General features: G+C 62.4%; 21 protein-coding genes and 1 tRNA gene. 14 read left to right on the top strand and 8 right to left on the bottom strand.

All coding sequences use genetic code 11. The features are described from left to right. Positions 1-312 precede the first annotated feature (312 nt). The 6 genes from AB1K63_RS08445 to AB1K63_RS08420 all read left to right on the top strand — a co-directional run bounded on the left by AB1K63_RS08445 (position 313) and on the right by AB1K63_RS08420 (position 12,859). Positions 313-6,564, top strand: coding sequence for an autotransporter outer membrane beta-barrel domain-containing protein (locus tag AB1K63_RS08445; protein ID WP_366959662.1), 6,252 nt, complete (start codon positions 313-315; stop codon positions 6,562-6,564). A gap of 96 nt (positions 6,565-6,660) precedes the next feature. Continuing rightward, positions 6,661-7,206: a hypothetical protein gene (locus AB1K63_RS08440; protein WP_366959661.1), complete on the top strand. Its 546-nt coding sequence runs from the start codon at positions 6,661-6,663 to the stop codon at positions 7,204-7,206. Positions 7,207-7,986: 780 nt separating this feature from the next. Beyond that, positions 7,987-8,538, top strand: a complete 552-nt coding sequence (locus AB1K63_RS08435) for a hypothetical protein (protein ID WP_366959660.1) — start codon at positions 7,987-7,989, stop codon at positions 8,536-8,538. A 244-nt stretch (positions 8,539-8,782) separates the two neighbouring features. Next, positions 8,783-9,490, top strand: coding sequence for a fimbria/pilus periplasmic chaperone (locus AB1K63_RS08430; RefSeq protein ID WP_366959658.1), 708 nt, complete (start codon positions 8,783-8,785; stop codon positions 9,488-9,490). A 196-nt stretch (positions 9,491-9,686) separates the two neighbouring features. Continuing rightward, positions 9,687-11,981, top strand: coding sequence for a fimbria/pilus outer membrane usher protein (locus AB1K63_RS08425; protein WP_366960671.1), 2,295 nt, complete (start codon positions 9,687-9,689; stop codon positions 11,979-11,981). Continuing rightward, positions 11,978-12,859: a hypothetical protein gene (locus AB1K63_RS08420; RefSeq protein ID WP_366959657.1), complete on the top strand. Its 882-nt coding sequence runs from the start codon at positions 11,978-11,980 to the stop codon at positions 12,857-12,859. The genes AB1K63_RS08425 and AB1K63_RS08420 overlap by 4 nt, the downstream gene beginning before the upstream one ends. A gap of 20 nt (positions 12,860-12,879) precedes the next feature. Here the strand turns inward: AB1K63_RS08420 and AB1K63_RS08415 are convergent, their stop codons facing one another. The 3 genes from AB1K63_RS08415 to AB1K63_RS08405 form a co-directional block, all read right to left on the bottom strand. Continuing rightward, positions 12,880-13,299, bottom strand: a complete 420-nt coding sequence (locus tag AB1K63_RS08415; protein WP_366959656.1) for a hypothetical protein — start codon at positions 13,297-13,299, stop codon at positions 12,880-12,882. A 371-nt stretch (positions 13,300-13,670) separates the two neighbouring features. After that, positions 13,671-13,757 (bottom strand) — tRNA-Leu (locus tag AB1K63_RS08410). Positions 13,758-13,859: 102 nt separating this feature from the next. Next, positions 13,860-14,708: an MJ0042-type zinc finger domain-containing protein gene (locus tag AB1K63_RS08405; RefSeq protein WP_366959655.1), complete on the bottom strand. Its 849-nt coding sequence runs from the start codon at positions 14,706-14,708 to the stop codon at positions 13,860-13,862. Positions 14,709-14,846: 138 nt separating this feature from the next. On the opposite strand from AB1K63_RS08405, the gene ftsE reads away from it, so the two are divergent. From ftsE to AB1K63_RS08385, 4 genes are read left to right on the top strand one after another with little or no spacing between them, the layout of a single operon-like run. Next, on the top strand, positions 14,847-15,581 hold the full coding sequence (ftsE, locus tag AB1K63_RS08400; protein WP_366959654.1) for a cell division ATP-binding protein FtsE: 735 nt from the start codon (positions 14,847-14,849) through the stop codon (positions 15,579-15,581). After that, a complete protein-coding gene (locus AB1K63_RS08395) occupies positions 15,578-16,510 on the top strand; it encodes an FtsX-like permease family protein (RefSeq protein WP_366959653.1) in 933 nt (310 codons plus the stop codon). The genes ftsE and AB1K63_RS08395 overlap by 4 nt, the downstream gene beginning before the upstream one ends. After that, the gene (locus tag AB1K63_RS08390; protein WP_366959652.1) at positions 16,507-17,043 is read left to right on the top strand and encodes a YdcF family protein; all 537 of its coding nucleotides are present in this window, start codon (positions 16,507-16,509) and stop codon (positions 17,041-17,043) included. Before AB1K63_RS08395 ends, AB1K63_RS08390 begins: the two co-directional genes overlap by 4 nt. A 1-nt stretch (position 17,044) precedes the next feature. Next, on the top strand, positions 17,045-17,728 hold the full coding sequence (locus AB1K63_RS08385; RefSeq protein ID WP_366959651.1) for a lysophospholipid acyltransferase family protein: 684 nt from the start codon (positions 17,045-17,047) through the stop codon (positions 17,726-17,728). A gap of 3 nt (positions 17,729-17,731) precedes the next feature. Here AB1K63_RS08385 and hisC read toward each other — a convergent pair whose 3' ends face one another. Next, the gene (gene hisC, locus AB1K63_RS08380) at positions 17,732-18,826 is read right to left on the bottom strand and encodes a histidinol-phosphate transaminase (protein WP_366959650.1); all 1,095 of its coding nucleotides are present in this window, start codon (positions 18,824-18,826) and stop codon (positions 17,732-17,734) included. 82 nt (positions 18,827-18,908) lie between these two features. Here hisC and AB1K63_RS08375 point away from each other — a divergent pair, with 82 nt between their 5' ends. Both AB1K63_RS08375 and metW read left to right on the top strand, forming a co-directional pair. Next, positions 18,909-20,000: a homoserine O-acetyltransferase gene (locus tag AB1K63_RS08375; RefSeq protein WP_366959649.1), complete on the top strand. Its 1,092-nt coding sequence runs from the start codon at positions 18,909-18,911 to the stop codon at positions 19,998-20,000. Further along, positions 19,993-20,580, top strand: coding sequence for a methionine biosynthesis protein MetW (gene metW, locus AB1K63_RS08370; protein ID WP_366959648.1), 588 nt, complete (start codon positions 19,993-19,995; stop codon positions 20,578-20,580). Before AB1K63_RS08375 ends, metW begins: the two co-directional genes overlap by 8 nt. A 10-nt stretch (positions 20,581-20,590) precedes the next feature. Here the strand turns inward: metW and fghA are convergent, their stop codons facing one another. Genes fghA through AB1K63_RS08355 form a run of 3 tightly spaced genes read right to left on the bottom strand, consistent with a single transcriptional unit; the run spans position 20,591 to position 22,966 of the window. Next, on the bottom strand, positions 20,591-21,445 hold the full coding sequence (gene fghA, locus AB1K63_RS08365) for an S-formylglutathione hydrolase (protein ID WP_366959647.1): 855 nt from the start codon (positions 21,443-21,445) through the stop codon (positions 20,591-20,593). A gap of 5 nt (positions 21,446-21,450) precedes the next feature. After that, the gene (locus AB1K63_RS08360) at positions 21,451-21,831 is read right to left on the bottom strand and encodes a VOC family protein (protein ID WP_366959646.1); all 381 of its coding nucleotides are present in this window, start codon (positions 21,829-21,831) and stop codon (positions 21,451-21,453) included. A gap of 28 nt (positions 21,832-21,859) precedes the next feature. Then, positions 21,860-22,966, bottom strand: a complete 1,107-nt coding sequence (locus AB1K63_RS08355; RefSeq protein WP_366959645.1) for an S-(hydroxymethyl)glutathione dehydrogenase/class III alcohol dehydrogenase — start codon at positions 22,964-22,966, stop codon at positions 21,860-21,862. Positions 22,967-23,145: 179 nt separating this feature from the next. On the opposite strand from AB1K63_RS08355, the gene AB1K63_RS08350 reads away from it, so the two are divergent. Continuing rightward, on the top strand, positions 23,146-23,769 hold the full coding sequence (locus tag AB1K63_RS08350; RefSeq protein WP_366959644.1) for a hypothetical protein: 624 nt from the start codon (positions 23,146-23,148) through the stop codon (positions 23,767-23,769). A 38-nt stretch (positions 23,770-23,807) separates the two neighbouring features. On the opposite strand, the gene AB1K63_RS08345 is transcribed toward AB1K63_RS08350, so the two are convergent. Beyond that, positions 23,808-25,247: an NAD-dependent succinate-semialdehyde dehydrogenase gene (locus AB1K63_RS08345; RefSeq protein WP_366959643.1), complete on the bottom strand. Its 1,440-nt coding sequence runs from the start codon at positions 25,245-25,247 to the stop codon at positions 23,808-23,810. Between the two features lie 66 nt (positions 25,248-25,313). Between AB1K63_RS08345 and AB1K63_RS08340 the strand changes: the two genes are divergently transcribed. Next, on the top strand, positions 25,314-25,673 hold the full coding sequence (locus tag AB1K63_RS08340) for a hypothetical protein (RefSeq protein WP_366959642.1): 360 nt from the start codon (positions 25,314-25,316) through the stop codon (positions 25,671-25,673). Positions 25,674-25,742 lie beyond the last annotated feature (69 nt).

The following is a 25,742-nucleotide window of genomic DNA, read 5'->3' as shown; positions in this document are numbered from 1 at the left end:
GAATACTGTTTTTCTATTGCCCACGTAGCCCCCGCTTCGTGCCTTTCGTCAAAACCGGACATCTTCTCTTCCCCACATCGAGGTGTCGCGCGTCCGGCAATTGAATTGGCTAAGCTTTGTCTAGGCGAATGATCCCCGGCTTTGAAGATAATTAGCCCAAGAAGTTGCGTTTTCACGGTTTGCGAGCGCTTTTAGGACGCCTGAGGAGCGCTTTGCGAGCGCTTGGTGTTCAATGGACCGTCCCGATCCGAACCAGTTTTTGGCTGGCGGAGAAATGACTTTGTATTCGCAATTCAATCGGGGGGAATACCAATGAACCGGAAATCGCAACTCGCACTCGGTGTCGCCAGCACTGCTCTCGTAATCGGCCTGACAACGCCGGCTCATGCTGCATGCGCCGTCGACGGGGCGACGGTAACCTGCACGGCAGACAGTACCGCAGCGGAAGTCGACGCAGCCCTCGCCTCGGTCGCCGGAGACGATGCCACGCTAGAAATCGTGACCGATGCGACAGTCAATCAACCCTCCAACGTCATCCAGCCCCTCCAGCAGGGAGCGGTTGCCATCGACAACGACGGAACGATCGGTACGGAAGCTGCGCCGGTCGGCATTTCCTATACGGGGACTTCGACGGACGCCGACAACACGGTTTCCCTGGACAACAGCGGCGCCATCAGCGGTCCGGTAAACATATTCAATGTCGGCGGCACGATCGACATCGATAACAGCGGTTCGATCGGGCAGGGTCTTTACGTAGGTGCGTTGGGGGCGGTGACGCTCAATAGTGACGGCGATATCAATTCGCCGGGATCGCAAGCGGTATTGCTTGTATCGAACACATCGGTCGACGCCGTGTTCAACGGTGATGTCGGCACCGCCGCGACGGATACGACGGACTCCGATCTTCGCGATACATTCGTCCAAACACAATTCACCAATTCCGTTCCGTCCACATCTGAAACCGAGACTGTCGGCGGCGTTACAACTACGACCACCACATCGGGCCTTGCCCGTACCGGCGGAAGCGCTTCCGTCGAAGTGGGCGAGAATGCCAATACGGGTGCAATTTCGGTTGTTGCGCTTGATGGCGCCGAAGTCTCAATCGACGGCACCGTCGGATCGGAAACGGAATTCGAATCCGTTACCGTTACTTCGAATACCAGCGAAGGCTCTTCGACCACGGTCAGTTCCACAGACGGGACCGACTCCAGCTTCACCCAGACCAGTACGAATTCCAGAATTGGAGGGACGGCATCGATTTCCGTCAGCGAAACCGGGTCGGTAAGCGGCAACGTCCAGGCAAACGGTCTGGAAGGGGCCGATATCGCGATCGACGGTTCGGTCGGCACCGAGAACTCCCTCGGCAGCGCGTCCGCCGTTTCCACCGGCACCGATTTCCAGAACACGAACTCCAACTCGACCACGGGCACGGTTTCGGCGTCCAGCTCGCAAAGTGCGAACCAGACGGTCGGGGGAGAGGCCTCGGTCTCGGTCGGCGAAGCAGGGTCTGTCGCCGGATCCGTAACAGCAAACGGTTTTGCCGGCGCTCAGGTATCGATCGACGGTGCCGTAGGTCAGCCTACGATTTCGGGCTTGGTGGGTGCAAATTCCAGCGGATCGGACGGATCCTTCGAGAACGCGAGCACCTTCGACAGTGCCACGGGGGCCAGCTCGTCCAGCCAGCTGTCCTCCAATTCCTCGACCGGCGGTGACGCATCCATCGCCATCGGTGAAACCGGCGTGGTCAATGCATTGGTGGACGCTTTCGCCAATTCCGATGCGAGTGTTTCCAACGCCGGTCAGGTCAGTGGCGCGGTGTCGGCGACTGCGTCGGGCAGCGAGAGTTCCGACGGTTTCGAAAACCAGTCGGACGGCATGGGCAACGGGTCCTCTTCCAGCTTCTTCGAAAACGCGGTCACTGGCGGGAATGCCTTGATCGAGAATGCCGAGAGCGGGGTCATCGGCGGCGAAGCCGCGCCTGCTTCCGTCTCCGCCTTCGGCAATGCATCCGCCACGGTGACCAATGCCGGCGAGATCAGCGGTTCGGTCTCCGCCAACTCTTCCGGAACCGACAGTTCCGGAAGTTCCGAAAACGAATTCGACGCTCTGGGCAATTTCTACTCGTCCAACTCGTCCGCTGATGTAGCGTCCGGAGGTGACGCGATTATAGAAAATGCCGCCGGCGGGCTCATCGGCCTGGACGCAACGGCGCCAGTTTTCGTCTCCGCTTTCGGAAATGCCTCGGCAACGGTCAGCAATGCCGGACGCATCAACGGGAACGTCGATTCCTCGTCCTCGGGGTTCGCTTCGGAGAACCAGAACGCGAACGCGTTCGCGGCCTCGACCGACGCGGTCACCGGTGTCGTCACGTCGGTTAGTGAAGATGTGACCGCGAACAGTTCCACCAATCTGGGCGGCGATGCGTCATTCGCCAATGCCGAGGGGGGACTGGTGACAGGTTCGATCAATGTTTCGGGGACCGGCAGCGCCAGTGTCACGAACGAAGGCGCCGTAATCGGGACGACCAGCGCGTCCAGCCAGGCGACGGACAACACGTTTGCAGAAACCATCGTCAATACGTCCGTGTTCGTGCCCGGCCCCGACGGGGGTACGGTAAACACCCGCGACCTGACGCGCGACACTTCGAACGCGTCGAGTGGCGGTGATGTTACCGGCGTTTATGCGGGCACCAACGGCGCGGTCCAGTTCGGCCCGTTCGGCGGGGCGAGCGACGGATCGGTTTCCCAGTTCGCGAATGGCGACAGCAGCGCACTGGTGAGCGGAACCATTTTCGGCAATTTCACCGGCGATGCGACCGGCTCCGAGTTCTCTTCCACGTTCGCCGATACGCAGGTGTCGACCTTCGATGCGGACGGCGACCAGCGCAGCTTCGATCGCGAATATGCGTACGCGGAATCTAACGACCAGGCGGCGAGCGACAGTCTGCTTGCCGTGGATGGCGGACGGATCGAGGGCAATGCGTCGCTCTTCGCGACCGGATCGGCATCCGTCCAGATCGGTAACGGCGGATCGATTGGCGGTTCCCTCACGGCCACGGCTCAGGGTTTCGGAAGCTACGACTACTCGGAAACCTACGATCTTTCGCAGACCTTTGATGAAGACGGCAACTTCACCGGAAGCGAACTGAACCGTGAATTCGCTCTCGAGCAATCCGTCAATCAGGGCGACGTGACCGTCGCGATTGCCGATGGCGCCGTAGAAGGTTCGGCTTCCATGAATGGCGCTGGCGGTGCCAATAATTTCTCGCTCGGCGAGGAGGGGACCGTCGGAGGCGGCGTATTCCAGAACAGTCAGTACAGCGCCCAAGCCTATACACGCTCGACGACGTCTGTTTCGACGGCGACCGATACGACTTCCACTCTCGACTACGCTGAAACGCGTACGGCTTCGGGTGGCGACGTGACCGCGACCGTCGCCGGGACAATCGGCAATGGCGACCTCGGCCCGCAGGCTTACGGCGATGTGGCCAGTGCGGGAGGGACCAGCCTTTCGCTCAGGACCGACGCGGGTGACGCAAGCGCCACCGTCACGGGCCAAGTGCGTAACGGGATCCAGGTAATCGCCTCGGGCAGCGACACGACGCTTGCCCAGCAGCAGGAGCGCGAGAACGGCGTCTTGGTTGCCGACGCCGAGCAGAGAACGTCCACCGCAACGGGCGGCACTGCCAGCCTGATCGTCGATGCGGACGATCTCGATACCCCGGCGAACTTCGGCGGCATCACGGTCGCGGGACTTAACGGCTCCACTGTCACGATTGGCGCCGACAGTTCCGTCCTTGCGGCCACCAACGGGGCCAGCATGCAAGTCGGCGGGTATTTCTCCGATACTGCCTTCACGCGGGAAGGGGAGTATACCGGCACCGATCTCACCGGACAGACGACCACGTCATCGTCCACGGTCGTGGGAGGTGCAGCCAGCCTCACCAATAACGGCCGGATCGGCTACGATGGGGGGGCAGCATTCGACGGGGATAACGCCTTCGTCAACGTGGTCAGCCCGACCTCGGCAGAAGCGACCAATAATGGCCAGATCTTCGGTTCCATTGCCTTGTCGTCGCTCTACGCGGACACGTCCTCGACCACGACCAGCACCGACCTCGGTGACGTGACCAGGGTCGACACCACGACGACCGTCTACGAAGCCGGCGGAGGAAGTGCGACGCTGACCAATGACGGGCTCGTCACTGGCGATGCATCCATGGAGGCGGTCGACGGGACGGTCGTCAACAACGGCGTGTTGCGCGGCGATCTCTCGCTCGGTGGCAGTGTTGACAACTACACGACCCAGTCGGTCGATACGCTGACCCAGTTCGGCGAAGAGGAAGTGCTCGATCTGTTCGATGCCATCGAGCAGGGATACGCCGTCGAGCAGAACGGTCTGGTGGGCGGCACGATTTCGCTCGCCGGGGTCTTTGGCAATGTCGACGACGAAGCCAGGACCAGCACCATTCTTGGCGATATCAGCCTCAATTCCGGTTCGGTTACGGGCGGCGGGGTCGTCGCGGAATATGACGAGGAGACGGGCGAACGGTTCACGGAGACGAACGTCACGCTCGACGGGTCCGGCTATCTGGGACTCGGCGATGATGCGATCGCGGCTCTGGAAGATGCATTCGGCGACATTGACCCAGGCATTGCCGCGGCCGGAGATCTCTCCGCCTATGCCGGCGGTGCCCGCATCCTGGGTGTCGACAGCCTGACAAAGACCGGCAACGGCGTGTTCCTGATCACGGGGGCGGATTTCGCCCCGACCAGTAATACCAATGTCCTTGCCGACTACACCTTCGACTTGGGCACGTTCGCGATCAATGGCGGCGAGATCCAGCTGGCGACGGCGAGTGAGGACGGCGTGTTCGGCGTGCGGGGCGACATCGCCAACGCTGCGGGGCTGGTCCTGGGCTCACGGGTCGAGCTGCCGGCGCCGCTTTTCGGCACGAATGCCTCCGTTACGGCTATCGACGGTGTCGAAGTCTACCAGAACGGCAACTTCAGCCAGTCGGCCACCGGCACCTTGTCGGTGGGCGTCACGCCCACCCTGGTCCGGGTCAGCGATCCGGCCTTCGGAAGCGTCAGCACCTCGACCAATCCGCTCGCAGTCCAGACCATAGGCCTCGGCTCGGGACTGTTCACCACGCCGGAAAATGCCTTTGGTCAGGCCTTTGCCGGTCTGGGCACCGGCTTCCTGACGGTCGATGGTGACATGAATCTGTCGGGCACCGTTGCCCTGGTTTCGCCGACCGGCGGTATCTTCACCAACGGGCAGACGGTCGACATTGCCAGCGTATCCGGCACCCTGACCCAAAGCGCGACTGTGGATGTGAATTCCGCATCGAACTTCGTGTCGTTCGACCTTGCCACCCGGACGGAAGGGGGGCGGACGATCCTGTTCGCCACCGCCACGCGCGACGGGTTTGAAACGGCAGGCGATACCAGCAACGCCGTCGCGGCAGGTGCGGCGCTCAGCCAGGCGTTCCCGGACGTCATCGCTACGATCCAGGCCGGTTCCGGCGGTGGAATTGGCCTCGGCGGGGACCAGTTCGTCCTGGCTCAGGACTTCGCCAACCTGTTCGTCGGAATGGATACGCTTCTGACGATGGACGGGGCGACGACGGTTTTGAACGAACTGGCTTCCGGCGAATTCTATGGTTCGCTCACGAACCTGGAAACCACTGCCCCGTTCGTCGATGCGATCAGTTCGCGCCGTGTCCCGGCCGATGCCAGCGGGTTGAACATCTGGCTGGCACCGTCGGGCGATTTCGTGGAGCTCGAAGGCGATACAGCTGTCGGTTCGCGCGATATCGAGGTGGACAATTACGGCGCTTCGGGCGGGTTCGGCATTGCCACCGGCAATGGCGAGATCGGTGTCGGATTTGGCTACGGCCGGATCAACGCCGAGACCGACGGTGCCTTGCTGAATGCGCAGGCCGACACCTGGATGGTTGGGGCCTATGTCCGCCAGGGATTTGGCAACTTCTCTGTCGGTGCCGACCTGATCTACGGCTGGAGCGACTGGAACGCGACGCGCTCCATGCCGACCCTGTCCCGTACGGCGCTGGCCGAATTCGACAGTTCCGAGCTTCGCGGTGACCTGCGGGCCGAGTACATGTTCGACTTCGGAGGCGGCTGGGCCGCGCCCTTCGGTCAGGTCTCGTTCCGCAAGTTCGAATTCGACGGGTTCACCGAGGAAGAAGCGGGTGCGGTCAGCCTGGTGGTGGAAGATGCGGATGATACCGTGTTCACCCCGACACTGGGCCTGCGTGCCGGCACGCGGTTCGAAGCAGGGCTGGCGACACTGCGTCCGGAAATCACGCTGGCCTACAGCTTCGACGATGACAACAGCTCGTTCCGCGATGTCGCCTATCTCGGCGCTCCGACGAACAGTTTCCGTCTTCAGGGCGTCGATCCCGAAGGATACTTCACCATCGGTGCCGGCCTGTTCGCCGATATCGGAGCGAATTCCGGAGCGTTCCTGCGCGGTAGCTACGCCACAGGCGACAATGTCGACGCGGCGAGCATCAGTGCGGGTGTCACGATCGGGTTCTGATCCGGTCTGACATAAGGGGGGGGAAGAGGCGGAGTTCCGATGATGGAATTCCGTCTCTTTCTTTTTGGGAACCTGTCCGGCGGGGAGGCTTGACCAGTGGATTCCGACGAGCTTTTCTCCATTCTCGGAGTGGTCTTTCCGAACCGGGCCCGTGCGATCCTCGCCGGAGGAAAGATGGAAGGCGTCTCCGGTGGTTACTCGGTCGGAACGCTTCAGGAAGTAGGTACGGCCATAGCGAGAAATTGCCCGCTCCACCCTGATTTCGAAAGCGACGTTTCTTCTGGAACCGAGTTCGCGAGCGTAACGCGGCTAGCGATCCTGCCGGGCGGGCCTCCCATGATCGTTCGCTACGTACATCTGCCTCATCGATCCGGGACTGCCTGTCGGGTAGTCGCGCTGACATGTGGTCCCAGCGATATGATAGGCGAGCTTCCCGTTCCGAGTGCCGATCCACTCCCACTGACCGATCAGCAGATGAATCTCGCCCTCGATCTCGTGGCCGGCCGTTCTCTGCAGGAGATTGCCCGTGCGAGACAGTGCTCGATCCACACCGTCCGCAACCAACTGAAAAGCGCGCTGCGCGCTACGCAAGCGCATTCGCAAGGACAACTCGTGACACTGGTACGCGACTGGCTGCTTTGAACGCATTTACGCAAGGCCGGTTATACCAGAAGATCGGAGCGGAATTAATCGGCGTTCAAGCGCAGTAATTATGAAAAGCTGTCCTGTATAAATTCTTTACTCGAGAGCAACACCATAATATACAAGGATAAGCTTGTAGATATAAATAAGAATGACCATACACACATTTAGTTCATGAAGATACGACGATTTCGCCTCGGTGGGCATGCTCACGGTACTGGCAGTTGGCGGTCTCGCCGGTTATCGTGTTCATGTGTGGAAGGGGCGCTGGGAGGCACCGCATTTTCCAGTTTGACGCACCAAATCAAGACATCGCAGTCTCTGCGTTCCGACTTTACCGTGTTTGGCTTGCTTCGTTTGGTGGACGCAATGCGAAGAGCGTTCGGCTGCATTGCCAGCAATGCGTCGCACAAATCGGGGGCGGCCGTTCGATCGAGTCCATCGCAGGGGGGGGGGGGCGGTTGTCCGAGGGTCTGGATGAACCAATGTTATCTCTGCTCGGTGCACCTCCCTTATTATCCGTCGGTAAAAAAATCGAGTGGAACTGTCCCGCTCCCGCACATCCTTCCAAGAAGCGTACGAAAATTCGCCCACATATGTCGTTCGCGGCGGCTTTTTAGGGGATTTGCCTCGGGAATGACTCGCCACGATTAAGAGTCTCGGCTAACAGTGTGTTTACCAATGGGGGGGCGGCCACAATTTTCGTCTCCTAAGTCTCTGGTGGAAAAGATATTCTGCTCGGAGATGTCATGTGGGCAACTAACCAATGGAGATTAACTCATGAAGAAGCTTGCTCTTGCCGCTGCCGCGGTCTCTGTCATGGCGGCTACGCCGGTTTTCGCGGGCGAAACCGCTTCGAAGGATTTCGAGATCAAGGCTTCCGTGCCTTCGGAATGCAGCCTTGAAAAGCCTGCCAACATCAACTTCGACATCGACATCGATCGCAGCGCCGGTCCGGATGCCCTGCTCATGACTGCCAGCGAATCGAACACGCAGCAGTTCTGGATGAGTTGCAACTATGGTGCGCTCATCACCGTTGACGCCGGTCAGCTCGTCAATGCTGCTGGTGCGGCGGTTGCGGCCAACGATGCGAACGATTTCACCAACGTGCTGGTTTACGATCTGGCGCTCGAAAATCAGGACAAGACTGGTGCGCAGTTCTCGAAGATTCAGATGAAGGTTTCTTCGGATCAGACGAAGTCGACCACGCCGGGTGGTGCTTTCCACGAGAACGCAAACCTCGGCATCCAGATCAAGACGGTTAACAACCCGAAGCGTCCCGTTGCCGGCGATTACACCGCGGTGACCACGATTTCGCTTGGCGCTGTCTGATCTGAATCAGGTCTCAATAATCGAAGGGAGGGGGTTCGCCTCCTCCCTTTTCTTTTCATGAATTGTAAAAGTTTCGCCAGCCACTGGGCGAACTTCATTTGTCAAATCTACCGAATGTCGGGGAAGGACCCTGCCGAAGGCGGGCCAGCGAGGAAGAGTAATGAAGTTTAGGCTTTTTTCGTCCCTGGCCGCTGCGGCTCTTGCGCTTGTTCCTGTCGCCAGTCAGGCATCTCGCGTATCACCCATGATCCTCGAGCTTGAGCCCGCAGGACGTGGGGCAGTTGCGCGGGTCGAGCTTACCAACGACGGTTCGAAGGACATTCCCTACGAAGTGCGCATGATGCGCGGTGAAATTTCGCCACAGGGCGAACTTAGTCTCACGCCAGCCGATGACCAGTTTCTCGTATTTCCTGCGCAAGCTATCGTCGAGTCGAATTCCCAACAGGTTTTTCGCGTCCAGTACGTAGGCGAAGCTGCGCTCGCCAGATCTGAGATATATTACATGTCGATCCGCGAAATCCCCGTGGATTTCGAAAAGGGTACATCGCAGGTACAGGTCGTCGTCAACTACAACGTACTTGCAAATGTGGTGCCAGACGGGTCGCGACCCTCTCCGGTCATTCGCTCGGCCCGCTTCATTTCATCCGAAAGTGCTGCAACACTCGATGCGAACATTGAGGAGGAGGCCGATCCTCCCGCCGAGAGTTCTTTTTCCGGGGTGGAGATCGACCTCGCGAATGAAGGGAACAGGTACATGCTCGCCGGCATGTCGACGTGGACACTGACCGGTACCACTGTCGAAGGGCAGCCATTCGAGCGCAAGTTCCAGCCGGAGGAGCTCACCAAAATGATCGGCGTCGGCGTAGTCGCTCCGGGCAAGAACCGTGTATTTCGATTACCGTTGGACACGTCTTTGACTGATGAATCGATCAAGGTGCAGATAGACATCTGACATGTGTTCCGGGGGGGCAAACACTCAAAGTCTGGGACGGACGGCGAGAGGATCGCTGATCGTCGCGTTGTTGCTTTCCAGCAGCGCTTTCGCCATCCCTGCCCAAGCCTCACAGCCGGAATACAGGGAATCTAAGCCGGCTCGCTCGATTTCCTTCGCAGTGCCTTTGCAAGTCGGCAGTCAGGTCTTGGGCGAGGTGCTCATCGAAACGGATGGGTCTTCACCAATCAGGATTGACAGCAACACGCTGCAGAATGAACTTCGCCCATTGCTAAATGAGACTGGCCAGGCTCGGCTGGAGCAAGCGGTATTCGGTCGTTCGTTCGTCGGCCCCGCTGATTTGCAATCCATCGGCATAGACATCACGTTCGACCAGTCACAGTTGCTGCTCGTCATCCAAGCTATTCCCGGCGACCTGAGGCAGTTGCGCTCACTTGGCGCATACGGGTCGGAACGTACTGCCGATACACTTCCGGTGATCGATCCTGCCCGTGTCAGCAGCTACCTGAACGCCAATGTCAATCTGGATTATGCGACGAGCGAGGGTTTGCGTCGTCCCGACCTCTTTCTGGAAGGCGCTACGAGGGTCGGTGACGTAGTTGTGGAATATGACGGCGCATTTACCGAGCAGTTCTCTGATTCCTATCGCTTTTACCGCCGCGGTGTTCGTGCGGTCTACGACCAGGCGGAGCGATATCGTCGCTTCAGCGCTGGCGATTTGCGTGTAAATACCTTGCCGCTCCTGCGGACCCCGTTCATCGGCGGTGTAGCCGTTGAGAGGCGCCGCCGGCTGTTCGATCCCTACCTTCCAGTCGCGCGGCTGGGCGGACGGGAGATATTCCTGGACAACTCATCGACGGTCGAAGTCCTCTTGAATGGCGAGCGCTACCAGACCTTCCAGCTCGACGCCGGGCGTTATGATCTTGCCAATCTGCCAGTCCAACTCGGCAACAACGACGTGCAATTGCTGATCCGCGATTCCGGTGGCCGAGAGCAGGTCATATCGCTCAATTTTTTCTACGAGCCTCTTGAGCTTCCACCGGGAGAGGTCGAGTATGTTCTTGCGGCCGGTTACCTTGCCGATACCCTCGATTTCGAACCGGACTACACGGATCGCCTTGCCATCACGGGCATGTATCGTCGGGCATTTGGCACAAGTATGATCCTTGGCGGCGCAGCGCAGGTCTCCGAGCTTACGCAGGCGGCCTCCATTGCGGCTACGATGGTTCCGCAGATCATCCCGGGGACGATCGATCTCGAAGTTGCGGCAAGTACAGGCGAATTCGGTACGGGCTACGCGGCGCGCGGCAATTATCGGTTCCAGACGGGAGGATCGTTCGCTACTGCGACCTCGTTCAATCTGAATATCGACTACGAATCGAAGAATTTCAGGACCCTGGCCGACATCATTCCCGTCAGCTTCGATCTCTTGAGTATCGGCGCCAACATCACAAAGGGTTTTGATGAAGATACCTACGCCAATGCCGGCGCAATCTACAGCCGGATCTCGGGCAGATCAGATCGATCCACGGTTTTCATAGACGTAATTCACCGCCTGTCCGATCGGCTTCGCGGAACTGTTGGCGTAGAGTATGGTACCGGAAGTATTTTTGGGAGCAATTTCGGCGTCAGACTGGGAGTTTCGCTTGCGCTTGGCGGGCCTATCCGCGGCACAGTCGACTATCGTAGTAGAAGCGAAACCTTGCGGGCAAACCTGTCGCGCGGAGTCGACGATTATGTCGGTAGCATCGGATGGGATCTCGGCTTCGTCGACAGCCTAGGGCAAACGAGCGTGGACGGAAGCGTCACTTATGTCGGCAACCGGTTCGATGCGCGCGCCACGCTACTTTCTTCCGGTGGTTCTCTCGGCGCGGTTGGTGACCAGCAGCGGGCAAGGCTACAATTCGGTACTTCCTTGGCTTTTGCGGACGGAGCGTTTGGTATCGGTCGCCCGATCCGCGATTCCTTCGCGTTGCTGCATGCGCATCCCGCTCTGCGCGGCACGCAGATAATTTCGGGGCGTAATCTCAGCGACAATCGTTTCGACGCAAAAAGCGGTGAATTTGGAGCAGCGGTGCAAGGAGATCTGGCTTCGTATAATCGGCAGGACGTGCAATTTGACACGACTGCCTCGGCCATTGGGGCGGATATTGGCGATGGTACGGCAAGGATCGATCCGCCCTATCGTGCCGGTTACAAGATTGAGGTTGGTTCGGCATATTACGTAAGCGCCACCGGCTTCCTGTTACAGGGCGGAGCACCGGTGGCTCTTGGAACGGGAACGGTGAATGCCGTGGGTGATGAAGAATTCGTACCGCAACCGTTCTTCACCAATTCAGCGGGAAGATTCTCGTTGCTTGGCCTCGCACCTGGCGGCGAGTACCAAGTGACGCTGCGAGAGAATGGAGCCAGGTTTACCATCCGGGTACCGGCAAACGGAGAAGCTCTCCTGCGTCTGGGTAGGGTGGATCTGACGGCGGAAAAGGAGTGATCGACGAAATGCGCAATGTGGCTTTTCTTGCTGCTCTGATCTTGAATTTCTATGGAGCACACGCGAGCGCAAGCGACTGTGCGCCGCGCTTCACGCAGAGTTCCCAGACCGTTACGGTTAGTGCGACAGATATTGGAGTTGGCGGAGAGGCCCGCGAGAATTTCCAGATACGTGTGCAAAACGAAGGGAAGGGAGAGTGTTCCGCGACCTTGCGCCTCGCTCGCCAAGGCACATCGACCGCGATCCGATACGTTCTCACGTCGGGCGGACAATTCGTAGAAGTGCTGCCGGCCGATCTCGGCGTGCCAACGGCTCGCAGCGACGTGTTCGTTCCAGGCGTTCCTAGCGGTGCGAACGGGCGCGCTGTACCGTTCAGGCTGACCTTCGCGACGGAATGGGGCCTAGAGAGTGGCCAACAGCGTGAAGAGATACTCGTCTCCCTCGTAGACGAGCAAGGCGTCACGATCGACACGATGTCGCTCTATTTCGATATAACCGTACCATCTGCCGTCGATCTCAGGATCGTTGGCGCGACGGGTGCCAATGCCATTGCAGAAGTCGATCTGGGTGATTTGGAAGCCGATCGGGTGAACGTCTCCGATCCGTTTGCGGTAAGAATATGGAGTACATCGCCATACTCGGTATCGTTCCAGTCCGAAGGTAACGGCGCACTAATTCACCGCGATGGTGCCAGCCGCATCGCATACTCGCTGCGCATGAATGGCACGAAAGTCGATTTGACCGGTATACCAAGGTCCTTCGGCCGCGCTACCGGACCGCTTGGCGAAGCCCACCCTTTACTGATTGAAGTGCAGCCATTCATCGCTGAGGCGGGCGACTACGGCGATCGGATTTCGGTCACGGTGACTGCTGGTTGAAGAGCCGCGTCGCGGATCGATCAAACCGGCGTAAGCGAAAAGCTTACTTGCAACACTTCGGTTAAATTTTTTGCCGCAATCTTTACGGGCACGGCCCCATAACGCGGCCCAGCCCGAAAAGTGATCGAAGAGAGACCCGTCCGCTCCAGACTGGCTCTGATGCCGCCGTAATCCACTTCAACTTGTTCTTCATCGGCTAGAGAGCGATGGCTCGCTAGAACCTGAAACCCTCTGCTGTGGTTACAGGTCTCGAAGACTTCGCCAACGACGAAATCGCCATCAGATTGCGCTTTGAAATCGTTCGCCCGTATGTCGCAGTATTCGGGTACCGATACCGAAATGTTAAAGCCTCCGGTTGCCTTGCCGATTGCTTGGACGGGTAAGAAGAGGCCGCTAGCTGTCAACGCACCAGCAAGGCACCAGCGAAGTCTGTTGATCATGAAACCTCCAAGTTGCGGGAGGTTCAGTAGATCACGATAGTTAAAAATTGCTTCAGAGCGAAGTTCTTTGCCGCGTTCCTCCGGAGAACGCCCCGTCCCGGTTTGTAATGATCCTTTGCAAATTGTTCGCAAGGTAAATTGACCGGACCACCCATTACGGCCCTCTTGTGAGGGCGATGCAGTTTGATAGAAATATGAGTGGTTCGAACGCTCGGATTAGCGCATACCGACCGGTGATGGGAGTTCTCGCGGAGGTGCGCTAGCGTAGCGAGCCTCAGGCCACCTGAAGTCCCAGAACTTGGTGACGACTGGTTGGCTACCGCACCGGTTGCGGACAACTCGAAAAAGGGTCAGCCCTCTCCGAAAGTATCTGGTGCGGTCGAGAAGACTCGAACTTCCACGGGCGTTAGCCCACAACGACCTCAACGTTGCGCGTCTACCAGTTCCGCCACGACCGCACTCGATGGATTGGCGGGATCGGCCAGGTGCCGTGTCCCGCAGGTAGGGGCGCGCCCGTAGCAAAGGGTCGTGACCGCTGCAAGCGCCGTTTCACGTGGGGACTAAGGATTCGCCTTCCAGCCGATATCGGCGAAGCGTGCGGAGCGAGGAACGTTGGTCACGGCCTCGTCGATCCGGACGCTTTCGCCCGGTGCCAGCGTGTCCTTCTGGGGGACCACTTCCCAGCTGTAGACCGGGGTCTTTCGCTGGTCGCGCAGCACTATCATCAGGGACGGGACTTCGCGCGTTTCGCGGCCGGTATTGGTGATGGTCCCCGTCGCCGCGAAATATTCGGTTCCGTTGGGAAGCGGGCGACGGTCCTGCTGGTCTGCCGGGAAATCGAGCACCAGGTCTTGGGGGGCGAGGCCGAAGGTCGGGCGGCTGACCGGAACCCAGTCGGGTAGGCCGTAATAGCTGACCGCGACGACCGTGCCCGTGGCAAGGACCGCGAAGATCGCGGCGGCCGCCGTCCAGATCTTCATCGGATTGCGGCGGGACCGGAACGGGGGGCGATAATCGAATTGCGAGATGTCGTCGTCGAACCGGGCCACCGGTTCGGGCTGTTCCTCCCGTTCGACGAGGCGGGGCGGGGCGGGAACGCCATCGTCTTCCGCGGCACTGCCTGCTATCGGTGCCGGTGCCGGCTCGGGCTCGCGGTGGATATCGGTGAAGCCGGGGGCCACGTCCTCGGCAGGGGAGGGGGCGACCGGCGCGGGTTCCGGCGCACCTTGCGCCGCTACGGGCTCCGCTGTCTCGCGGGGTTCCTCGCGCTCGGGAAGCGCCATGCCGGGCGCAGGGTCCTGATGCCAGCTGTGCCGGCATTTTGCGCAGCGCACCGTTCGCCCTTCGATCCCGATCGCCGTGTCGGGTACGGCATATCGCGTAGAGCAGGCGGGGCAGGCAATAATCATGGCGTTAACCCTTCTTACGGGCAAGCCGGCGACAGAGGCAATATGTCCCAACTGTGGGCAGCACCCAAGCCGCCTTTTTTCCACATGGAAGCGCCGCTATAGCCTGCCGACCATGCGTGATTTCCGGACCAACCGCGCATGAGCGCCACCAGCGGAGAAGTGGTGGCGTTCGACAATGTCGGCCTGCGCTACGGCCCCGACAGGGAAGTGCTGAGCGACGTGTCGTTCACGCTCTATCCCGGCAGTTTCTATTTCCTGACCGGGGCGAGCGGGGCCGGAAAGACCTCGCTGCTCAAGCTCCTCTACCTCGCGCAGCGCCCCTCGCGCGGGGCGATCCGCATGTTCGGGACCGACCTGATCACCCTGCCGCGCAAGAAGCTGCCGGCCTATCGACGCCGGATCGGGGTCGTGTTCCAGGATTTCCGGCTGGTGCCGCACCTGACGGTGTTCGACAACGTCGCGCTTCCGCTGCGTCTGTCCGGCGTGCCGGAAGTCGATCTGGAGAAGCCGGTGGCGGACATGCTCGAATGGGTCGGGCTGGCGCATCGCGGCGATTCCAAGCCGGCGACATTGTCGGGCGGGGAACAGCAGCGCGTGGCGATCGCGCGCGCGGTCATCGGACGGCCCGACGTGCTTGTCGCGGACGAGCCGACCGGCAACGTCGACCCCGACATGGCGCTGAAGCTGCTGCGCCTGTTCGAGGCGCTGAACCGCCTCGGCACGACGGTCGTGGTGGCGACCCATGACGTGCATCTCCTGCGCAAGGTTCCGGAATCGCTGATCATGCGGCTCGACCGCGGGCGACTGTCCGACCCGACCGGCGCGCTGCGCTATCCGCCCCGGCGCCAGACGACATCGGGACCGGCTTCGTGAAGAAGCCGCCGGCCTTCGGGAAGGGTCCCAAGCGGGACTCCGTTCGCTTCGGCGGGGAACGCGCCGCCAGATTGCTGCCGCAGGCGCGGCTTGCGGGACCCGTACCCTGGGTGATTGCCATCATGGTCGCTTTGACCGTGCTGGCGACGGCCGGGGGCCTCGCGCTCAGCAACCTTGCCGAGAGCGCCCGCGCGGAAATCGCGGGCGGCGCGACGGTGCAGGTGCTGGAAGCGGATCCGGCGCAGCGCGACGCGCAGGCGGCGGCGGCGATCCGCACGCTCGAAGCGGACGCGGCGGTGACCGATCTGCGACGGGTGCCCGATGCGGAAATCGATGCGCTGCTGGAACCCTGGCTCGGGGCGGGACTGGAAGGGGAAACGGTGCCGGTCCCGGCGCTGATCGATGTGCGCCTCGCCGGGGAAGCCAGCCAGGACGAGCTCGACCGTCTGCAACGCAAGCTGCTCGAAGTGGCACCGCAGGCTCGCATCGATGCACAGGCCAGCTGGCTCGAACCGATCTTCGACACCATATCGTCATTGCAATGGCTCTCGATATCGCTCGTCCTCCTTCTTTCCCTGACCAGCGCCGCCGCCGTGTGGCTCGCGGCGCGCAGCGCGCTCGGCAGCAACCGGGACACGATCAACGTCGTGCATCTCCTGGGCGGCACGGATGACCAGATATCCCGGATCTTCCAGCGTTCGGTCGGCTTCGACGCGACGCTTGGCGGGGCGGTCGGCCTCGTTCTCGGGCTTGGTGCGGTGCTGCTGCTCGGCAGCAGTTTCGCGCAGCTGGGCTCCGGCATGATCGGCGGCGGCGGCCTCGACTGGCTGGACTGGGTGCTGATCGCGCTCATCCCGCTTGCCGCTGTCGGGCTCGCCATGCTGACCGCGCGGATCACCGTGCTTCATTCGCTGCGGCAGTCGCTGTGATCCGGCGTACGCTTGCGGCGATCGCGATCGCGTGGTTTCTCGGCTTCCTCTGGTTCGCCACCACCCTGCCCGGTCCGCTCGCCAATGGCGAAAGCGCGGTCGCCATCGTCCCGACGGGAGCCGCCGGCAGGATAGAGCGCGGTGTCGACCTGCTGGAGAGCGGCGATGTGCGCGAGGTTCTCGTGACCGGGGTCGACAGCAATGTGACCCGGGCCGAATTCGCAGAGCAGTTCGGCCTCGGAGAGGCGCGGATGGATTGCTGCATCACGCTCGGTTACGCGGCGCTCGATACGCGCGGCAACGCCTTCGAAACCGCCGACTGGGTGGAAGAGCGGGATATCGATTCGATGCGCCTGATCACGTCGGACTGGCACATGCGGCGCGCCTATGGCGAGATATCGCGTCTGCTTCCTTCCCATGTCGCGCTGGAGCAGGACGCGGTGCCGACCGAGCCTTCGCTCCGGATCCTGTTCGTCGAATACCACAAGTGGCTCGCCAGCACGTTCGCTGCCTGGATCGGGCTGGGCCTGTGAAATGATCTGGCTTCGCAATGCCGCGTTCTACATCGCCTTTTACGGGGCGAGTGTGTTCTTCGTGGCGGCGGCCGTAGCGGTCGCGCGGATGGCGCCGGATCGCTTGAAGGGCGTGGTGTCCGGCTGGTGCCGCTTCCACAGGTGGTGCGTGCGCAGGCTGCTCGGCATCGAGATCGTGGTGGAGGGGACCCCGACGGCGAAACCGATACTGTACGCGCTCAAGCACGAGAGCTTCTTCGAGGCGATCGATTGCGTGGTCCTGTTCGGATACCCGGTGCCGTTTGCGAAGCGCGAACTGTTCGACATTCCGGGTTGGGGACTGGCCGCGCGCAGCTATGGTGCCGTCGCCGTCGATCGCGCGGCAGGCGCGCGGATGCTGCGATCCATGATGCGCGATGCGGCAGCGCGGGTCGGGGACGGCCGCCCGCTGGTCATCCTGCCGGAAGGCACACGCGTCCCGCATGGCGAACGCCGGCCGCTCGCCTCCGGATTTGCGGGCCTCTACAAGATGCTGGGGGTTCCCGTCGTGCCGGTCGCGGTCGACAGCGGCCGGCTCTACAGGGCTGGCCTCAAACGCCCCGGTCGCATCACCTATCGCTTCGGCGAAGAGATACCTGCGGGCCTCCCGCGCGAAGAAATGGAAGCGCGCGTGACCGACGCCATTAATGCGCTCAACACCGCGTAGGGATCAGGCGCCTGCAGCCTCGCGCAGGATGGCGAGGACCGCGCGCATCTGCACTTCGGTTCCGATGGTGATCCGGAGCATGTCCTGCAGGCCCGGTTCGGGCAGGTGCCGGACGGCGTAGCCTTCGCGGGCCAGCGCGTCCCACGCCGTCTCTGCGCGAAGATTGCCGTCGAACCGCACGAGCGAGAAATTGGCCTTGCTCGGTATGGCGGCCAGCCCGTGATTGGCCAGCTTGCCGATCTCGGTTTCGAACCAGTCCCGCCAGATGCGGTTGTGGCGGGCCGATCGCGCGACGAAATCCTGATCGCCCAGCGCTGCCAGCGCCGCAGCCTGTCCGCTGGACGTGACGTTGAAAGGCCCGCGAATGCGGTTCAGCGCGTCGATCAGGTCCGGCGCGCCCGTGGCCCACCCGATCCGTTCCGCCGCCAGTCCGTAAATCTTCGAAAACGTCCGCGTGACCAGCACGTTCGCGTGGCGGGCCGCAAGGTCCAGTCCGCCGTCATCGTCCTCGTCGGCGAGGTATTCCGCATAGGCCTGATCGACCACGAGAAGGACATCCTGCGGGAGCCCGGCATGCAGGCGCACGACATCCGCCCGGGGAAGGAACGTCCCGGTCGGGTTGTTGGGATTGGCGAGGAACACGACGCGCGTCCTGTCACCGACGCGATCGAGCAATGCGTCGACATCCGCGCCGAGGTCGCGATCGGGCGCCTCCACCGGGACGGCTCCGCACCGGTGCGCCGCGATGGTATAGACGGAGAAGCTGTGCCGGGAGAAAAGCACTTCGTCACCGGGCCCCGCGAATGCCTGCGCGGCCAGGTTCAGCAGCTCGTCCGAGCCCGTGCCGCAGACGATCCGAGCCGGGTCGATCCCGTGGAGCGCGCCGATCGCCTCGCGCAGGGCCGTCGCGCCCGGATCGGGATAGGTGGCGGGCGCATGGGCATCGCGCAGCGCTTCCAGCGCCTTCGGGGAACAGCCCAGCGGGTTCTCGTTCGCCGAAAGCTTGATCAGCGCGCGCCCGTCCGGGGCCTTCGCCTTGCCGGGAACGTAGGCGTGGATTTGCGCGATCCAGGGTTTCATCTGCGGTGCGTCGGCCATGACGGCTCCTCTAGCCGCGGATGTTGCCGCAGGACAGCCTGCGATTGACAGCGCCGCGCGGGTCTGTCCAAGCGGCGCGTATATGTCGCCTGCGCCCCGATCCGTCATCCTGCCCGCGCCTTTGCCCCTCGATGGCGGCGGAGCGCTTACCGATACGCGGATCGCGTTCGAGACTTATGGCGACCTCTCACCGGCGAAGGACAACGCGATCCTCGTGTGCCACGCACTGACCGGCGACCAGCACATTGCCAGCGAGCATCCCGTTACCGGCAAGCCCGGATGGTGGGCGCGCATGGTCGGCCCGGGCAAGCCGATCGACACGGACCGTTTCCACGTCATCTGCGCGAACGTCATCGGCAGCTGCATGGGGTCGACCGGCCCGGCCAGCGAAGCGCCCGACGGCACGCCATACGCCATGCGCTTCCCCGTCATCACGATCCGCGACATGGTCCGGGGGCTTGTGGGTCTGCTCGACACGATGGGGTTCGAACGCCTGCACGCGGTGGTGGGCGGCAGCATGGGCGGGATGCAGGCGTTGAGCTTCGCCGCCAACTTTCCGGAGCGAACCGCGCGCGTCCTTGCCATCGCGACGGCGGCGCGCCATTCGGCGCAGAACATCGCCTTCCACGAGGTCGGGCGCCAGGCGATCATGGCCGACCCCAACTGGCGCGAAGGCGGATATTATGACGGTGACCCGCCCGGCGCCGGGCTGGCGGTCGCGCGCATGGCGGCGCACATCACCTACCTTTCCGAAGACGGGCTGACCGAAAAGTTCGGTCGCCGCCTGCAGGATCGCGATGCGAAGACCTTCGGCTTCGATGCCGACTTCCAGATCGAAAGCTATCTGCGCTACCAGGGCAGCGGCTTCGTCCAGCGCTTCGATGCCAATTCGTATCTCTATATCACGCGGGCGATGGACTATTTCGACCTGGCGGAGGAGCACGGCGGACGGCTCGCCGATGCCTTTGCCGCCAGCAGGGCGCGGTTCTGCATCGTGAGTTTCGACAGCGACTGGCTCTATCCGACATCCGAAAGCCGCCATGTCGTGCATGCGCTCAACGCGGCGGGCGCCCCGGTCAGCTTCGTGGAACTGAGCGCTCCTTTCGGGCACGACAGTTTCCTGCTCGACGTGCCGGCGCTCGACCGGGTGGTGCAGGGTTTCATCGATGGCTGAACTCAGGCCCGATCTCGCCGTCATCGCGGCGCAGGTTCCGCGCGGATCGCGCGTGCTCGATATCGGGTGCGGGGACGGCGCGCTCATGGCGGCGTTGCGCAGCAAGGAGTGCGACGTGAGGGGAATCGAGATCGATCCCGATTGCGTGGAGCGCTGCGTGGCGCGGGGCCTCAGCGTGGTGCAGGGGGACGCCGACCGCGACCTCGCCTTCTACCCCGACGCGGGCTTCGATATCGCGGTGCTGAGCCAGACCTTGCAGACCGCCGCCCGACCCGACCGGATGCTGCGCGAGCTGCTGCGGGTCGGTACGCGTGCCTATGTCAGCTTTCCCAATTTCGCATACTGGCGGATGCGCTGGGTCCTGATGCGCGAAGGCCGGATGCCGGTCACGCGGCACCTGCCCGTGACCTGGTACGAGACGCAGAACATCCACCACATGACGGTCCGCGATTTCGAGGCGCTGGCGAAAGATCTGGGCGTCGTGCCCGAACGCAAGTGGTTCTTCACCGACGATCGCGAGATCGGCGCTGCGGGCGCCAACTGGCGCGCGGAATATGCGCTGTTCGAACTGAGCCGCTAGCGCCGCGACCTCAGGCCTTCAGCCGCTCCGCATGCCAGCCGACATGGTCCGGCATGAAAGTCGAGATGGTGTAGTAGGAGTGGTCGTAGCCTTCCTGCATCCGGACTTTCGCGGGAATGCCCGCCGTCTCGCAGGCTTGCTGCAGGAGATCCGGGCGAAGCTGCCCGTCGGACAGGAACTGGTCGTCCGTCCCCTGGTCAACCAGCAGGTCGGGCAGAGTGGCCCCATCCTCGATGAGCGCCACCGCGTCATGTTTGCGCCACTGGTCGCGATCATCGCCGAGATAGGCCGAGAATGCCTTTTGCCCCCACGGAACCTCGGATGGCGCGCAGATCGGCGCGAACGTGCTGACCGAGCGGAACCGCCCCTGGTTGCGAAGGGCGATGGTCAACGCCCCGTGCCCGCCCATCGAATGGCCCATGATCGCCTGCCGGTCGGGATCGATCGGGAAGTTGCCGTTCACCAGTTCGGGCAATTCCTGCTCGATATAGCTGCGCATGCGGAAATGGTCGGCCCAAGGCTCCTGCGTCGCGTCGAGATAGAAGCCGGCCCCCTGGCCCATGTCGTAATCGGCGGAATCGGGCACGCCGTCGCCGCGCGGGCTCGTATCCGGGGCGATGAAGACGATGCCATGTTCCGCGCAGGCAGCACGATATTCGCCCTTTTCGGTAACATTCGCATGCGTGCAGGTGAGGCCCGAAAGGTAACAGATCACCGGCAGGGCGGCACCTGCGTTTCGGTCTTCGGCCTGCGGCGGCAGGAAGACCGAAAAGGTCATCGGCGTGCCGGTGGCGCTGGAGGCGTGCCGGTAAACTCCCTGCACGCCCCCGTGGGCCTTGTTTTCGCTGACGGTTTCGATCGTCATCCGGGTCAGCCCGGGCGATGCATGGCGCAGATCTTGTTGCCGGCCGGATCGCGCAGATAGGCGAGATACAGCTTCATGCCCGCGCCTTCGCGAATGCCCGGCGGATCCTCGATCTCGGTCCCGCCATTCGCCTTGCCAGCTTCATGCCAGGCATCGGCCTGTTCCTCGCTGTCGGCGGCGAACCCGATGGTGGATCCGTTGCCGCAACTGGCCGGCTGCCCGTCGATCGGCTTGGTCAGGAGGAAGATGCCTCCCTTGTGCATGTAGATGACACGGCCCTTCGGATCGATACGACCTTCTTGTCCGCCCAGCGCCTTGAAGCACGCATCGTAGAATTTCTTCGACGCCTCGATATCGTCGGCGCCCAGCATCACGTGGCTGAACATTGGCAGTTCTCCCTTGGTTTGCAGATAATCAGTAGATGACGACGCCGCGAATGCTCTCGCCGCTTTCCATCAGTTCGAACCCGCGATTGATCTCGTCGAGCGAGAAACGGTGCGTGATCAGCGGATCGATCTCGATCTTCTTGTCCATGTACCAGTCGACGATCTTAGGCACGTCCGTACGTCCCTTCGCGCCGCCGAACGCGGTGCCACGCCAGTTGCGCCCGGTGACCAGCTGGAACGGGCGCGTCTCGATCGTCGCGCCGGCTTCCGCGACACCGATGATGACGCTGGTGCCCCAGCCCTTGTGGCAGCACTCCAGCGCCTGGCGCATGACATCGGTATTGCCGATGCATTCGAAACTGTAATCCGCGCCGCCACCCGTCAGTTCGACGATGTGCACGACGACGTCGTCGACGTTTCGCGGGTTCACGAAATGGGTCATGCCGAACTTGCGGCCCCATTCTTCGCGGTCCGGATTGAGATCGACGCCCACGATCATGCCTGCGCCCGCCATGCGGGCACCCTGGATCACGTTGAGGCCGATGCCGCCCAGACCGAACACGACGACATTGTCGCCCGGCCGGACATCCGCCGTATTGACGACCGCACCGACACCCGTCGTCACGCCGCAGCCGACGTAACAGGTCGTGTCGAACGGCGCGTCGTCGCGGATCTTCGCAAGCGCGATTTCCGGCAACACCGTGAAATTGGAGAAGGTGCTGGTGCCCATGTAGTGGTGCAGCATCTGTCCCTTGTAGGAAAAGCGGCTGGTGCCGTCCGGCATCAGGCCCTTGCCCTGCGTTTCGCGAATGGCGCTGCACAGGTTCGTCTTGCCCGAAAGGCACATTCTACACTGGCGGCATTCCGGGGTGTAGAGCGGGATCACGTGGTCGCCCGGTTTCAGGCCGGTGACACCCTTGCCCACTTCGCGCACGACGCCGCATCCCTCGTGCCCCAGGATGCTGGGAAAGAGACCTTCCGGGTCCTTGCCGCTCAGCGTGTAGTGATCGGTGTGGCAGATCCCGGTCGCTTTCAGTTCGACCAGCACTTCGCCTTCCTTGGGACCTTCCAGATCTACCTCGACCACTTCCAGGGGCTGACCGGCTTCGAATGCGACGGCGGCGCGGCTTTTCATATTGCGTAAATCTCCTATTGCGCTTCACCAATCCGCGGGGCCAAGGGGCGTTCCGCTAGCCACGGCAGCCGGGAAGCAATATGCCGATGCATTGTGTAGACGAAGTGCGGTATGGACGGTCAATGAAGATTTTCGGGCGATTCTTTCGCATGGCCACGGCCGCCGCGGCGGCTTCCTTGATGATCGGATGCAACGGTGACGCCGAAACCGATACCGGTTCGGTGGCGCCGGTCGGCGAAGCCGAAACGGTCCCGGTCGGCCTCCTGTCCGTGGTGCCCGTGGATGGCACGCCGTACCTTCTCGGAAGGGTCGGCACGCGATCTAACGGGAACAGTTACGAGTTCGGCAGCAGCCTTGGCAGCGGAACGGAATCGCAGATCTACGATCTCGTGCGGATTTCGCGCGAGACCGGCGTCGCGCTCCCCCTGCTGCCCAAGCGGCCTGGGCCCATCAAGAGCTACACGCTCGTCGCCGCGCAGCCCGGCACGGTCGACTTCAACGACAGTGCCGTTACCGCCGACAATGACGGCGATGACGAAACGCCCGCGCCGGCGAGCTACCTGGTCGCCTCGTTCGACCCGACCGCGCAGGAGGGCGACGCGCGGGCGCTGTTCGTATCCGATCTGGAAAGCGGGGAAGGCGCGGTGGTCGCGACCGACCTGCTGGCCATCCACTACATGGAAATGCGCAGCGACCGCGAACTGGCCGCTTTCGTCAGCCTTGCCGATCGCGAACTCCTGCTGTTGATAGACATGGAGGAACGGCGGACGGTGCGTCGGATAAGGCTGGATATCGACGGGTAGCCCCCCTGACATCCAGCCCTGGTTCCTGTTTCCTGCGGTCAGCCTTCGTGGACGGCCTTGGTGACCATGCAGGCCATCACGCCTTCGTGGCCGTCCTCGCTCCCGTGTCCCGACCACTTGACCCCTCCGAAGGGCGCATCGACGAAGCTGACATTGCCGCCATTGATGGCGAGCATGCCCGCCTCGACCTCGGCCGCCAGCCGGTCGCGGCGTGCGGGATCGCTCGTCCAGGCATAGGCCGCCAGTCCGTAGGGGAGACGGTTCGCTTCCGCGATCATCGCATCCTCGCCCGCGTACCGGTTGAGGAGCGCGACGGGCCCGAACGGTTCTTCCGTCATCATGTCTGCATCGAGCGGCGTATCGACCAGCACGGTGGGCGCATGGAAGAAGCCCTGGTTTCCGATCCGCTCACCGCCCGTGGCGACGGTTGCGCCCTTGTCCTTCGCGTTGGCGATCTTCTTCTCGATACCCGCGCGCCCGCGCTCGTTCGCCATCGGGCCCATGCGGGTGCCGTCTTCGAGGCCGTTGCCCACGACGAGCTTCTCGACGCGCTCCACGAACCCGTCGCGGAAGCGGTCGAAGATCGAATCCTCGACCACGAAGCGCGTCGGGCTGACGCAGACCTGACCGGCATTGCGGAAGGCCCCCGGGGCCATCGTGTCGAGCGCCTTGTCGACATCGGCATCGGCGAAGATGAGGATCGGGGCGTGACCGCCCAGTTCCATGGTGGTCCGCTTCAGGTCGTCCGCGGCCAGCTTGGTCAGCTGCTTGCCCACTTCGGTCGATCCGGTGAAGCTCAACTTGCGAATGATGCTTGAGCTGAGCAGCTGCTCGCTCACTTCGTGCGGCACGCCGAACACGACCTGGCAGACGTCGCCCGGGCAACCGGCATCGAGCAGGCACTGCACCACGGCGAGCCCGGCCGCCGGCGTTTCCTCCGACGGCTTGACGATGACGGAGCAGCCTGCCGCGATCGGTCCGCCGACCTTGCGGGCGACGTTGATCGCCGGGAAGTTCCACGGGGCGAAGGCTGCGACCGGGCCGACCGGGACGTAGCGGACTTCGGACCGCTTGCCTTCCGGCCGGACCATGGTGCGCCCGTAGATGCGCTTGCATTCGCCGGCGTAGAAATCGAACAGCATGGCCGAATACTGGACCTCGCCCTGCGCTTCGGCGCGGGTCTTGCCCTGTTCCATCACCAGCATGGTGGCAATCGCATCGGCCCGCTCGCGCAGCAGCTTCGCCGCGCCCGTCAGGACGGAGGCACGCTTTTCCGGCGCTGTCTTGCGCCATTCGGCGAACCCTTTTTCCGCATTGTGCAAGGCCTGCTCGCGGTCTTCGGCGGTCGAATGGGGCAACTCGCCCAGCACTTCGCCATTGGCGGGATTGATGACTTCCTCGGTCTTGCGACCGCCGCCTGAAAGCGCCTTTCCGCCGACGAGACAGTGCAGGTCTGGATAATCGTGTGATGCGGCCATGGAGGGGTCCTCTTCTTTTCCGGTCTATCTAGGGGAGGTTCAGTTTGGTGCCGATAGGCGCCTTCCATGTCAAAACTCATCGCAATCCTCGCCGTTCCGGTCCTCGCCCTGTCCGCGCCCTCGGCGGCGCAACCTGCGCTGGATCTCGAACAGCAGACCGCGCTGCGGTGCTCTGCGGCGTTCGCGATCGTCGCCGAGATGCAGGCGCGCGGAGAGCCGGCTGCCGCGGAATATCCGCAGCTGGGAACGCGCGGCCGGGAGTTCTTCGTGCGCACGTCCGCCCGGCTGATGGACCAGGCGGGACTGACCCGCGCGCAGGTGACGGCGCTGTTGACTCGCGAGGCCGAGGGGCTGCGGACGAACGACAACCTCGACGAGGTGATGCCGGCCTGCCTGCTGTTGCTCGAGGCGTCCGGCATTCGATAGCTGCCAGCCAGACAAGGGTCTGAAAACACCGGGCTGGTATGGACCGCCGCACGCGCTTGCGGCATGAGG

The organism is Qipengyuania sp. JC766, assembly GCF_040717445.1.
Classification (GTDB): domain Bacteria; phylum Pseudomonadota; class Alphaproteobacteria; order Sphingomonadales; family Sphingomonadaceae; genus JC766.
Note: the sequence above shows the minus strand (reverse complement) of the source record. Positions and strands in the feature narration are given on the sequence as shown.